Origin of the sequence: Aquimarina penaris, from assembly GCF_040786285.1 — a bacterium.
Lineage (GTDB): Bacteria > Bacteroidota > Bacteroidia > Flavobacteriales > Flavobacteriaceae > Aquimarina.
Genome location: NZ_JBFMKQ010000005.1, coordinates 75,724 through 88,913, shown reverse-complemented (window position 1 = coordinate 88,913; position 13,190 = coordinate 75,724). Strand labels below are relative to the sequence as shown.

Annotated in this window: 17 protein-coding genes; all 17 read left to right on the top strand. The window is 30.1% G+C overall.

What is annotated here, in order from left to right; all coding sequences use genetic code 11:
- Positions 1 to 36 precede the first annotated feature (36 nt).
- The 17 genes from ABW637_RS19980 (at position 37) to ABW637_RS19900 (ending at position 13,124) form a co-directional block, all read left to right on the top strand.
- Positions 37 to 690 (top strand): hypothetical protein, encoded by a 654-nt coding sequence (locus tag ABW637_RS19980; RefSeq protein WP_367586497.1) that lies wholly within the window; start codon positions 37 to 39, stop codon positions 688 to 690.
- 168 nt (positions 691 to 858) lie between these two features.
- Positions 859 to 1,302 carry a hypothetical protein gene (locus ABW637_RS19975; protein WP_367586496.1) on the top strand — a complete coding sequence of 148 codons (444 nt, stop codon included), beginning with the start codon at positions 859 to 861 and terminating at the stop codon, positions 1,300 to 1,302.
- Between the two features lie 420 nt (positions 1,303 to 1,722).
- Entirely contained in the window at positions 1,723 to 2,112 is a 390-nt protein-coding gene (locus ABW637_RS19970; protein WP_367586495.1) for an SMI1/KNR4 family protein, read from the top strand.
- 151 nt (positions 2,113 to 2,263) lie between these two features.
- Positions 2,264 to 2,743 carry a DUF4265 domain-containing protein gene (locus tag ABW637_RS19965; protein ID WP_367586494.1) on the top strand — a complete coding sequence of 160 codons (480 nt, stop codon included), beginning with the start codon at positions 2,264 to 2,266 and terminating at the stop codon, positions 2,741 to 2,743.
- Positions 2,744 to 2,880: 137 nt separating this feature from the next.
- Positions 2,881 to 3,933: a helix-turn-helix domain-containing protein gene (locus tag ABW637_RS19960; RefSeq protein ID WP_367586493.1), complete on the top strand. Its 1,053-nt coding sequence runs from the start codon at positions 2,881 to 2,883 to the stop codon at positions 3,931 to 3,933.
- A 69-nt stretch (positions 3,934 to 4,002) separates the two neighbouring features.
- A complete protein-coding gene (locus ABW637_RS19955; RefSeq protein WP_367586492.1) occupies positions 4,003 to 4,857 on the top strand; it encodes a redoxin domain-containing protein in 855 nt (284 codons plus the stop codon).
- Positions 4,858 to 5,066: 209 nt separating this feature from the next.
- Positions 5,067 to 5,900, top strand: coding sequence for a DUF6597 domain-containing transcriptional factor (locus ABW637_RS19950; protein ID WP_367586491.1), 834 nt, complete (start codon positions 5,067 to 5,069; stop codon positions 5,898 to 5,900).
- Between the two features lie 65 nt (positions 5,901 to 5,965).
- On the top strand, positions 5,966 to 6,376 hold the full coding sequence (locus ABW637_RS19945) for a DUF1761 domain-containing protein (RefSeq protein WP_367586490.1): 411 nt from the start codon (positions 5,966 to 5,968) through the stop codon (positions 6,374 to 6,376).
- Between the two features lie 12 nt (positions 6,377 to 6,388).
- Positions 6,389 to 6,919, top strand: coding sequence for a DUF5655 domain-containing protein (locus tag ABW637_RS19940; protein WP_367586489.1), 531 nt, complete (start codon positions 6,389 to 6,391; stop codon positions 6,917 to 6,919).
- A gap of 173 nt (positions 6,920 to 7,092) precedes the next feature.
- A complete protein-coding gene (locus ABW637_RS19935) occupies positions 7,093 to 7,488 on the top strand; it encodes a helix-turn-helix domain-containing protein (protein WP_367586488.1) in 396 nt (131 codons plus the stop codon).
- 39 nt (positions 7,489 to 7,527) lie between these two features.
- Positions 7,528 to 7,923, top strand: a complete 396-nt coding sequence (locus ABW637_RS19930) for a VOC family protein (protein WP_367586487.1) — start codon at positions 7,528 to 7,530, stop codon at positions 7,921 to 7,923.
- 152 nt (positions 7,924 to 8,075) lie between these two features.
- A complete protein-coding gene (locus ABW637_RS19925) occupies positions 8,076 to 8,924 on the top strand; it encodes a DUF6892 domain-containing protein (protein ID WP_367586486.1) in 849 nt (282 codons plus the stop codon).
- Positions 8,925 to 9,089: 165 nt separating this feature from the next.
- On the top strand, positions 9,090 to 9,656 hold the full coding sequence (locus tag ABW637_RS19920; protein ID WP_367586485.1) for a hypothetical protein: 567 nt from the start codon (positions 9,090 to 9,092) through the stop codon (positions 9,654 to 9,656).
- A gap of 435 nt (positions 9,657 to 10,091) precedes the next feature.
- Entirely contained in the window at positions 10,092 to 10,574 is a 483-nt protein-coding gene (locus tag ABW637_RS19915; protein WP_367586484.1) for a hypothetical protein, read from the top strand.
- A 225-nt stretch (positions 10,575 to 10,799) separates the two neighbouring features.
- Positions 10,800 to 11,333, top strand: a complete 534-nt coding sequence (locus tag ABW637_RS19910; protein ID WP_367586483.1) for a dihydrofolate reductase family protein — start codon at positions 10,800 to 10,802, stop codon at positions 11,331 to 11,333.
- 163 nt (positions 11,334 to 11,496) lie between these two features.
- Positions 11,497 to 12,429, top strand: coding sequence for a hypothetical protein (locus ABW637_RS19905; protein WP_367586482.1), 933 nt, complete (start codon positions 11,497 to 11,499; stop codon positions 12,427 to 12,429).
- A 194-nt stretch (positions 12,430 to 12,623) separates the two neighbouring features.
- Positions 12,624 to 13,124, top strand: coding sequence for a GNAT family N-acetyltransferase (locus tag ABW637_RS19900; RefSeq protein WP_367586481.1), 501 nt, complete (start codon positions 12,624 to 12,626; stop codon positions 13,122 to 13,124).
- The last annotated feature ends 66 nt before the right edge of the window (positions 13,125 to 13,190 follow it).

The window sequence follows — 13,190 nt, the reverse complement described above, 5'->3', positions numbered from 1 at the left end:
GTTTGTTATATTAAACGTTAGCCATAATTACAAAACATGAAAAGAACACTTTTACTTTTTATTCTTTTGATTTCTTTTTTGGGATTTGGACAATCTCCCAAATATTTTAATGGAATGATAAAGCATAAACACTCTTATAAAAGCGATAAATACAAAGCTGATTCAATAGCTCAAAACAAATCAATCGGAGATATTTACTATTTTCATGATAACATTTACCAAGGAATAACTTTTACAGGAGAAAACAAACTAATTTATACCTATGATAGTGAAAGAAATAGTTGTTTAGGATATAACCTTAAACAAAGTAATATTTCTTGTCTGGACTATTCTATTAATAAGGGAGATACTTTGACTAAATCATATAAAAAGAATGGTTCTTTCACTATAAACGGAGTAGAATGTGAACTGATAGTTCTGGAATATCCAAACATTACCTACCATGAATATGTTACTGACGGATTCTATATAGATCCCAAACTATATTTAAATCATCAGGCATTTGATTTTGTGTCTAAGATGAAAGCCACTAACGGTAGGGCATCAATCAGAACAGAAATCATAATGAATGACTATACTATGATTATTGATATGATTGAATTTAAAGAATCTAAAGAACCCTTAACTGACTTAAGCCAGTTTGACGAGTGGTGGAAACTTTGCGCAGGTTCAAAGTCTGTTACAGAATAAAAAAATGGCTAACAACGTGTATGAATTAATTGCGGCGGAATTTACCTATCGGAAATTCACTTGTATTAATTATCTTTAGCAATGCCGGAAAGTACCTGCGTACTTTCTCGCAACTAACTATACACAAACCGTTGTGCATAATGTTGGAAAATCAAAACGTAAATTGAATTGAATAAAATACCTTACAAGATTAAATATCTTATTTATGGGCTTTGTGGATTGATCTTCGTAGCTCTGAATTTTGGAATTAGAGCAAAACTTTATATAGGACTGATAGAAAGCTTGCAAAAAATAACTGACTATTTTTTCGGAATTTCAACAAATACTCTTGATTATTTAACTTTTGCGTCCATTCCGTTTTTCGGAATGTTATATAACTCAACGAGAAAGGAATTTAAAAAGTCCGAGTTAATAATGGATATTCTAACAGTTCTGTTTTGCGTAACAATAATATCCGTAATTGGAATTTATTTGTTAATTTATGTTGGTAGAAGTTCAAATCCATTAATTCCAGAATATTTGCTGACTGAGCCTTTTGACTTATATTCAACAATATTAATTGGAATAGGAATATTGACACCTTATCTGATTGTCAAATTGACGAAAAAATAAAAACACTATGCACAACACGATATATGTGATCATAGCGGTCAAGTTATAGATCGAATGATTGTTGTATTTTTGGTAAGGTGCAATGCTTGCAATACGGAAAAGTTAGCAACCAATGCGCAGAAAAAATCGATGGTTTGGTAACAATTTGCCCTGCTACGACACATATATTTAACGTTGTGCATAATTGACTAATGAACATTTTAGAAAAAATAACATTTATATTATTTGTTGGGATTGTAATCTATTTATGGAATAAGCATATTGTAACAAGGCTAGTTCATAAAGTGGTGCAGAAAAACCCAAACAATAATTGGTTAGCAGATAAACAAAATATAATTATAAAAGGATTTCAATCATTTTACTGGATTGGATATATGATGCTAATTTTGTCATTCCTAATATCTGATTAAAAAGAAACAAATGCCTTTTCCAATTGAAGAAAAATATATAATAGAAACGGAATCTGAACTAAATGTAAAATTCCCAATTGAATTCAAAACCCGGATGATAAAATCAAATGGAGGTGAATTAGTAACAGACGAATTTGAATTTGAACTTTATCCATTTTTTGACAAATCTGACCGAAAAAGAATAAGTCGGACTTGTAATCATATCGGGCTAGAAACCAAAAATGCTCGTGAATGGAGTGGATTTCCTGAAAATGGAATCGCTATAGCATCCGACGGATATGGGAATCAGATAATCCTAATTCATAATGGTGATGGAATTTTGACGGACGAAATACACTTCTGGAATCACGAGAATGGAAAAACGGAAAAGATTGCGGAATCAATTAATGAACTTGAATAATAAAACCTATGCACAACAAGGTGTATGAATTAATTGCGACGGAATTTCCCTATCGGAAATTCACTTGTATTAATTATCTTTAGCAATGCCGGAAAGTACCTGCGTACTTTCTCGCAACTAACTATACACAAACCGTTAGGCTCAATTAAGTATGAAAGAAGAAGGGCTAGAAAAAATACATATTGATTTACCAAATCATTGGGCTATTGGCGGAGAATCTTTTTGGGCAACTCCATTAGGGAACGATTTATTTAGACTTGAGAATGTTCCATTTTACGCATATGGTTTGAATTTTCACGATGTTGTAAGAGCTACTCCGGATTCTAATGAACACAAACCCGAAATTCGAGAGGTATTCGAATCTAGTGGCCACAGAACGTTTCGAGTATATTTTGAAAAAACCATTAATCGAGAAAAACAGGAAGAAATCCTTGACGCAATGAAGGATTTGACAATATCTTATGAACGAGCTAATGAAATTTATTTTTCATTGGACATTCAACCTGAAGGAAATTATCAAGCCGTATTTGATAAACTTGATGAGTTTGAACGGAATAACATACTGGAGTTTGAGACTTGTGACGCCAGAATGGAAGGAAGTTTTGATGACTTGCCTACTCAAGATGAATAAAAAAAGAGCCTAACATTATATATGTACTCATAGCGGCTAAGTGCTTAATCGAAAGTTTATTACTTTTAAGCCCCACACTAACCATAGCTGAGACGTTGTGTGTAATTATGACCCGTCCTGAAATATGTATACAAAAAATGAAAGTAACTATAGTAGATATAATCGGTGTTTTAATAATATATCAATCTATAATATTTATCTTATCTCTACTATTTAACAAAAAACCTAAACCTCTTTTTACTAAAGTTCTGATTACTATTTGTCTATTAATTATTTTTCATTTCAGTTATATGCTTTTTGAAAAATATAATACATTAAATCAATTTTTTTTAGGCCCCTTCTTCGGACTTATTTATGGGCCCATTTACTATTTATATACTAAAAGTTTGATTTTAGAAGCCATAGATTATAAAAAAATTGGCGTTCATTTTATACCAGCTTTAATTACTTTAATTGGATTAGTTGTTTTTGATAATCAAATATTTGACAAAATAAATCGTATAGGTTTAGCAGTTACAATTCATTTTATAGTCTACTTAAGTATTGCATTACGCACATTATTTAAATATAGAAAACTATTAAAAAGCACGACATCTTCTTTTTATAATATTAGCCTCTTTTGGTTGGAAATATTGATTTATATACAACTAACAATAATTGTTGTAATGCTTTTAGAGAGCTATTTTCAATCCTTTTTTATAAAGAATATCTTGATTTTAATTATCTATTCTCTAACACTAATTCTAATTAATTGTTTTTATTATTTGGGATTAAAACAAGTAAACTTATTCAAAGGATTTAAGGAAGAGAATGTAAAAACTACAATTTCAAAGGAGTATTTAATTCCTGAAAAGCTATTCAATTCATACATAGATAAACTTAATAATTATGTTGAGAATGAAAAACCTTATTTAGAGTTCGAGATTTCATTACAAGATTTATCAGATAAATTATCGATTTCCCCAAGAAATTTGTCACATATAATAAATAAAAAATATGAAAGAAATTTTTATGATTTTATAAATCATTATAGGCTAGAATTAGTAAAACAAAATCTCCAAGAATCTAACAGCCCTATCAAAGAAATCATGTACGCTAGTGGTTTTTCTAATAAAGCAACATTTAATGCTATTTTTAAAAAAAATACTGGGTTAACACCTACTCAATATAGAGAAAAACAAAAAAGTTAGTCCGAGTACAAGTATATATACTTTTTCTTGAAATTCATTTGTCATTTTTACATTATAAAACAATTTAAAATGACAACTATAAAAAAATACCTTAAACCATTTTTAACAGGAATAGTGGTAACTCTTATTATGGTTATAGTAATGCTAAAAATTACTATGAACTTTCAAATACTTCTATTTTTGGGAGCCTTTATATTTCTTGTTGCGGGTTTAATTAACTCCAATTTCAAAAAACACTTTTTACTAGTGACATTATTAATAACAATGATTTATTTATTAGTATTCATATTGTTGGTTTTAGAAGAAATCCCAGAATTATGGTACTTTGTTCCAATATATTTTGCTACAACTTTTTTAGGATTACTTTATAAAAATCATAAACAAAAAATACTAGTATCCCTTGCATTATTAACGATAACAATGTTGTTTATGGCAATAAAAGTAATTCCTAAAGACTTAGAAAATCGTTTAACTCAGACTAGGTTTGAACAACTTCCTGTGTTTTCAATAAATGAAATGTCAGGAAATGTAATTGATTCTGAAACTTTAAAAGGAAAAATCGTGATTTTAGATTTCTTCGGAACATGGTGCAAACCTTGCGTCCAAGAGCTCAAGGAATTGGATAAAATACAAAGGGTATTTAAAGAAAGGGATGATGTCGTTTTTTATATTATAAATGCTGATTTAGGTGGTGACACTCCAGAAAAATTCAAGGAATTTATCAAAAACCATGAGTATAAATTTAAGTTCGCATATGACTATAATAGTGAAATCTATAAATTACTAAAATTTCAGCAATTGGGATTACCAACTTTATTGATAATAGATAAAGAACAAAATATTAGATTACAACATGTTGGATATAATACAGCTGAAACAAATTTTTCTAAATACATGATTGAAACTATCAATGGTTTAAAATAATGATGTTTAAAAACAGGAATTTTACCAAATGAAATCTGAGAAATAAAATTCAACGAAATGACAACAGTGTATAAAATTAATTGCTAGTACAAGCCTACTTACGAGAATCCTCGTGGACTTTCTATTCGGTTTGTATTTGCTATATTAGGTGCTTAAACAACACCACTAATCTTATACAAAATCGTTGTAGCCAATACGAAAAAAAACCAATGATATTTGAAACACACAAACTAAAAGGAACTATAAATAACTACATTGAATCTATATTTCATTTTAAAAATTTTGTTCCTGACCATTCAATTGAACGAGTAGTTCCGACTGGTCATATTTTTATTATTTTTGAATTAGACGGTTTTACGCGAAACACCTTTGATAATGAAACATTAAAATCAAACAATACATTTACAAAAGTTTGGGTTTCTGGAATGCACAAAAATTACATTTCAATTTCGGCTCATCAAAAATCAGAAATGTTTGTTATTCAGTTTAAGCCATTTGGAGCTTACCCATTTATACACTTACCAATTCAAGAATTAAACGAAAAAATAATACCTGCTGAAAAAATATTTGGAAGTGAAATACTCAAATTACGAAAAGAAATATTAAAAAAGCCAACGTCTGAAGAAAAATTTGAAAGCGCAGAAAAATGGTTAATCAATAGATTTCATAAAGAAAAAACACCCTCAACTGAATTACTAAATGTTTTAGAAAAATTACAAACTGAATCTGTAGCCAACTATAGTAAGATTATTGAAAACTATTCTAAAACACAGAAACACTTAATCGACCAATTCAAAAAATATGTGGGATTAACACCCAAATATTACCAACGTATTTTACGATTCAACGAAATTTTGCAACAAATACACCAATCAGAAAAAATAGAATGGTCGCAAGTTGCTTATCAATGTGAGTATGCAGACCAATCTCACTTTATAAAAGAATTTAAACACTTTTCAGGAATAAACCCTCAAAAATTTATTCAACAGAACTTTCATAAAGATGAAGAGAAAAATTTCTTCCCTTTAGATAGGAAAGGTTAATTTTTTACTATCCATAAAAGATAGATTAAAGTAGTATTGTACTTTAATTTAAAAACAATAAAATTATGGATTTAGTAACTGCATTTGAAAACATTAATTGGCTATCAGTAATCGTAGCCGCAATTTCATCATTTTTAGTTGGAGGAATTTGGTATGGCCCCGTTTTCGGAAAAAGCTGGATGAAAGAATTTGGATTTAAGGAAGAAGATTTAAAAAAGAGAAGCATTCCTAAAACCTTTGGTTTATCTTTATTCTTAGCGTTTATTGCAGCATTAATATTAGAAATGTTTATAGGAGCAGAAGCAGATTTAATGTTTGGTGCTTTGGCAGGTTTTTTTGCAGGTTTTGGATGGGTTGCTACAATGTTAGGGATTTTGTATTTATTTGAAATGAAGTCATTTAAAGCATATTTAATCAATGCAGGATATTGCATAGTGTCATTAACCTTAATGGGCATTATTTTAGGAGCTTGGTAAAAATATATAGTTATGGAAAAAGGACTATTAGAAAAAACAGGAAAACCACTTGACTATTGGGTTAAAATTGTGAAGGAATCTAAAATTGAAAAGCATAAAGCGATTATTGACTTCTTAAAATCTGAACACGGTTTTACTTACGGGTTTGCAAATTTTGTATCTCTCAAATCAAGAAAGTCTGATGCTGGTTCAATGAACGACATAGACTTATTGACAAATCAATATAAAGGAAAAGAAAACTTAAAACCAATTTATGAAAAACTTCTATCTGAAATCAAGAAATTAGGAAATGACATAACAATAACGCCTAAAAAAGATAGTGTGAGTTTTATAAGAAAAAGGCAATTCACTTTAGTAAAGCCTACAACAAAAACACGCATTGATTTAGGATTAAAACTAAAAGATAAAGAACTTACTGAACGTCTTGAAAAGTCTGGTCCATTTGGAGCAATGTGTACTCATAGAGTAAGATTAAACTCAATAGAAGACGTAGATTATGAACTTATGGAATGGATAAAAGAAGCATATCAAAAAACAAAATAAAGTACTGGTTACAACACAGTGTTTAAGCAATAGCGGTTTGAGTGATAATTCAAGCCGCTTTTTCATTTAATTAAGGTATATTGTAAACTAAAAAGTAGTGCAATAAATCCGCTACTGCTCATACACAAGACCGTTAGCCAAAATTTGACCAAAAAAATCGGAATCAATTTGAAATGACATTCTACAAAGAAAAATTAAACCATATTAAAAACATTTGTTACTCGAATGAGAAACAGATTAATACTGTTATAGAAACACGTCATTTCATTGATAATAATTTTGAGAATAATTTAAAATTAGATTTTCTATCTCATATACGTTTTACTTCAAAATATCATTTACAACGACTTTTCAAGAGGTACTATGGTCTTACACCAAAACAATACCTAATTGACAAACGAATTGAAAAATCAAAAGAAAATTTGAAAAATGGAATGACAGTTACAGAAACTTGTTTTGCAGTTGGATTTGAAAGTTTAGGGTCGTTTAGTAAATTGTTCAAAACTAAAACGGGAAAGTCACCTAGTGTATTTCAAAAAGAGCAAGTTTCGATAAGCAAATTAGATTAAGAATTCTGAACTTTGGAATATGAATAATAAATATAAAAGATGAAAGTAACATTAATTAGTATTCCTGTAAGAGACCAAGAAAAAGCCTTAAAATTTTATACTGAAAAATTAGGTTTCATAATAAAGAAAGATGCGCCATTAGAGGGTGGAAATAGATGGTTAACGCTAGTTTCACCAGAATGGCAAGATGGGCCAGAATTATTATTGGAACCAGCTCCTAATCATTTCGAACCCTGTAAAGTCTTTCAAGATGCCTTAATGGAAGCAGGATTCCCTTACACTCAATTTGATGTTGACAATGTTGATGCCGAATATGAAAGACTGACAAAACTCAATGTTGAATTTAGTGTAAAACCAACTGTAATGGGAACAGTAAAGTTTGCAGTTTTTAACGACACTTGCGGAAATAACATTCAAATTGTCGAAAACCTATAATAGAAAAACTGTGGCTAACAATGTATAACCGCAATTACGGCGGATTCGACCACGTCCGAATCCACTCAGAATTGCTAATGTCTGTGCCAAACCGAAAATTAACGCATATTAAACCGTAACTGGCGGTTATACGAGACCGTTGTAGCTAAATTATGAAAATAGAAATTGAGCAAAATAGTATTATTATTAATGGAAATACATTAATTTTTCCATTCAAATTAGAAGAACTAATCTCCATCATTGGAAATTATTCTTTTACAGAAAAGATTACATATTACTGGGACGATTTAGGTTTTAGCTGTACTGTTTTAGAAGATAATATTGTAAGCGGTTTATATATTACATTTGCAGATAATTCATTAATACAACATCCTATAAATACATATTCTGGCGAATATTTTATTGACGGAAAACCTCATAATGAAATTAAATATTTTGATAAAAAAAAGTTTGGTAATCTAGAGGTATTAAATTCAGATTCAGCAAATAATATCATTGCACATTCTCTTATTCAACCAGTTATACCAGAACCTGAAGTTGAAAATCCAGATTTATATAAACTAAAAGAATTTGACGGAGAGTTCATTCAATTTGAAGACTTCAATTTTAAATTAGCTGTAATAGAATTTTTAATGTACTCTAAGAGACTCATTGAACCCATATTTTATCTTGATGAATTTGTTAAAAGGCATAAGAATAGAAAAATTAACACTTGGGCCGAAGGAGAAAATAATATCCAAGAAGCCGAAGAATATTTTAAACAACTAAAAATTGATAAAAATTTAGTTCATCATGTAACAGAACTATTTCAAGACGATGCTTGTAGTATATATTATCAAATCACACCGTTTGGAAACATCGAAGATGGACGTTTTGACATTAAATCTTCGAAAGACATAAAACATTTTCCGAATTTAAAAAGAATAACTCTTTTTGCTAATGAAAACCCTGAATTAAAAAAAGAACTTGAAAATATAGGTGTAGAAGTTCAATATTCGTAAAAAAACTAGTTACAACAGCATATAAAATTAATTGCTAGTGCAAGCCTACTTTCGAAAACCCTCACGAATTTTCTTTTCGGTTTGTATTTACTAAATTAGTTTATTAAACAACACAACTAATCTTATACACAACGTTACCCAAAATTATAAAACACGAAATCTGAATTGAATTTTTTATTTAAAACCTTAGATTTTTTTCGTCTTTTTAAAGTTAGATCTTTAGGGAATGTCAATTATCAAAATATTTTAATTGTTGGACTTTTAGTTGGTTGGATTTTATATCAAGGTTTGGAAAGGAACTGGATTCCAATTGAATTGCTTTTAACAATTGTGGTTATCACAAGTATTATCTCTACGCTTGTCTTTAAAAAATTTTATAAAATCAAACTAGGACTTAAATGGTCTCTTTTTCACAATTTAGGAATTGGGCTAATTGTTGCATTTGTCTTTATGGAGAGTAATGATTTTTTATCTTCTGAACCTGTAATAACTAAAGAGTATTATATATCAGACTTATCCTTGGTTCACGGAACTAAACAAAATGGAAGAAGAAGATCAAGCGTACTAAACCCAAGAATTTCGATAGAATTTGATGGGATAATAAAAAAAAATACTTTGCATCATTCACGCTCAAAGAATGCAATACATACAAGAAAAGCCATTGTTGGAATTAAAAGGGGGTTCTGGAATTATAATGTGGTTAAAACACTCAGGTTAGAAAATGAAGAATAAGCGAACTGTGGGTAACACTATATATGATCATAACAGCTAAATGATGAATCCAATACTTGTTGTATTCCTGCCATCCGCCAGGTAGGTAGGCAGGGAAAAACCAAAAAGCAATGTAACAATTTGCCCTGCTACGACACATATATTAAACGTTACCTACAACCAAATAAAGACACAAAACAATTAAATTTAACCCAATAAAAAAAGAAGTTAATACTGACAAAGGTGAATTCATTAAAAGAATGAATTGTCCATATAAAATGAATTGGGATAAATTAGAAAGAACCAACTCTAATATGCGGAAATGCTTAAATTGCGACCACTTCATTGTTGATTCAGAATTTCTATCAGATGACGAGCTTTTAACTATAGTCAAATTAAATCCCAACACGTGTTTAAAAATAGACTTAAATCAGCACAACATAAAAATAATATAAAATGGCATTTGGGAACGGAAATAAAAGCTCAAAAGGTTTGCGTATAATTAAGACTGTACGAGATATAGATAGTATTAATAAGGCTGCAAAAAATGGACTTAAACCAATCATAAAAAAGGTCGAGCCTTCTGATGAAATACGCTCATGCTATTCTGTAGTTCAGAATAAGAAGACAGGAGAAATTGAAGTCATTAGAGATCACCGAGTAGATATTTATTCGGGGGCTAATAAAGAATTTGAACGAGTAATTGAATGGACGTATTTTTATCCGCATTATTTCGAACATCCATTCGCAGCTTATTTAATTCCCAAAGACATTAAAATTGGCGAAAGAGTTTTTATTGAAGATTTAATCGAAGATTATATTGGTGCAAGTTGGCAAGGTGACACATACCGCTTTGAAAGTTGTGAAGCAATTTGGAATGGTTCAGACTTAGAAATTCAGTATGACCCAAGAAATAATCATTCAACTTTTGTGGGATAGAAAATTGCAGCAGGTAACAATAATTATAGTTAATATGGGTTTGGTGCTTATTCCTAAGTTTAAAACTTTAAACCAAGTCGAACAAATCTTTTGATTTACTTTATAAATTAAAAGATTTGACTAAAGAGCTTAATCGAAAGTTCACTACTTTTAATTCCCATACTAACCATAGCCGAGACGTTGTGGCTAATTCCAAAACTGGTAAATAGTAAAAACTAAATTGAAATGTCAAAAATTATTTATTACGTAGCGACTTCATTAGATGGGTTTATTTCTGGACCAAACGATGATATTAGCAATTTTGTGGTTGATGGTAATGGAGTGGAACAGTATTTAAGTGATTTGAAAAGTTTTAATACTGTTATCATGGGTAGAAAAACATATGAATTCGGGTATAACTACGGACTTGAACCCGGACAACCCGCATATCCACATATGGAACATTACATATTTTCAAATTCATTGCATTTGGAAAACCTACATGATTCAGTCCATATTGAGAAACCAAGTATTGACCGTATAAATGAAATCAAAGAAAACTCCACAACTGATGTTTATTTATGTGGAGGTGGAGATTTTGCTGGATGGCTACTTGATAATAGACAAATTGACCTGCTGAAATTAAAAATCAACCCAATTATTCTAGGTGGAGGCGTAAAGATTTTTGGAAATTCGAAAACAAATGCAAACTGGAAATTGATAGAAAGTAATCAATTTGACAACGGACTTCAAATCGCCGAGTATGAATTAAAAAAATAAAAAAACACTAGCCACAACAACGCCTATAATTCATTGTGGCGTAATTTCTTACCGGAAATTCATATCTTAAACCAGTGTTGGGTTCTCGCAGAATGGTTCTGGCGGGTAATTCCACAACGAAACCATACACCAACCGTTACTAAACATTAGAAAAAATTGAACAATGAGAAATTACAATGCCATATTATTAATACTTGTATTGCTACTACTTTTAAATGCTTGTAATACTAAAAAACAGAACTCAAAAAACAATGATTCACCAACAATAGAAAGCCTCTATCATGGGCAAAAACTACCAGGCTTAATTCCTGAAATTTTTGCTCCTGGTATTATTTCATTAAATGGAAGATACGAACATGCCATTTCGTTTTCTCCTGATTTAAATGAAGTATATTTTTCAGCTAATAAAAAAGACGAAGACCCAAGTATATATTTTTCAAAACTAGAAGGCCAAAAATGGACAAATCCTAAAAAAACAAATTTCACAAAGGGCAAAAAAGTTGGAGAAATGCATCCATTTGTGAATTCTAATGGGGATAAGATTTATTTTGCAGCTCATGACGCATTTACATTGCCTCACCATAAAGAATCAGTTAAAACTTGGTATGTAAACCGTCTTGAGAATTCTTGGAGTAACGCAATACTACTTGATTCCCCTGTAAATGAAGATTTCGTTTTTTATCCTAATCAAGCGAAAAACGGAGATCTTTTTTATACAAATGTGTCAAAACGAAAAATGTATTATGCACCTAATAAAAATGGCAAATTCCCCCAAGTACAAGAAGTTGGAATTGAATTTGGTTTTCACGGTTTTATCTCTCCATCTCAAGATTATTTAGTAGTAAATGCTCGAAACAAAGAAGATGACCAAAGAAAAAGCGATATTTATGTCTATTTTAAGAAGAAAGACGGTGGATGGTCACAACCCATTAACCTTGGAGATGAAGTAAATTCTAATTTCGCCGAAACATGCCCTAGTATCACTCCAGATGGCAAATATTTATTCTTTGGTAGATATAACGAAGAAGGAGAGATATCAAACTTTTATTGGGTGAGCACAGAAGTTATTAATAAAGTACGGCCAGTTGATTTTTAAGAAGAAACAATAAATTTAGCATTCATAATTTTGATACTAATTGTACATACCTTTGGTAACAATGTATAAAATAATAGCCGATACAGCAGTCAATTAAAGCATTTTGGCTCGCTTCAACTTTATTGTAAATTGAAAGCGAATGCTCCGTAATCATCTACTATTCTTATACTAAACATTGTAAACATTTGAAAAAAATGATGATTGAGATTAAACAAGTTGATAATTCAACTGAATTTAAAATCATAGAAAAATTGGCTGCTGAAATTTTACACGAAGTTTATGACCCAATAATTCCGGCCGAACATACCGACTATTTCTTAATGGAATTCCAATCGGAAAATGCAATTAGAAATCAAATTGAAAATGAGAATTTCAGCTATTTTCTCTTAAATTTTGACACTAGAAATGTTGGATATTTAGGGATTCAAAAACTTAATGAAAAACTGATTTTGAGTAAACTCTATATTTTGGAATCGTTTCGAGGGCTAAAAATCGGAAAAACAGCCTTAGAATATGTTAACAGATTTGCAACGGATAACGGAATTGAAAAAATTGAGCTAATTGTTAATCAACAAAACCAGAATACGATTGACATTTATCTAAGAAACGGATTTAAAATTATGGAATCGATTGTAAACTCGTTCCCGAATGGACATTCTGTTGAGGATTATAAAATGGAAAAGATAGTTAGTTAAAAAATAAAAACGATTTGTCAATAACGTGTATAGAACATAGCTAATAAATGCTACAGAACAGATCGA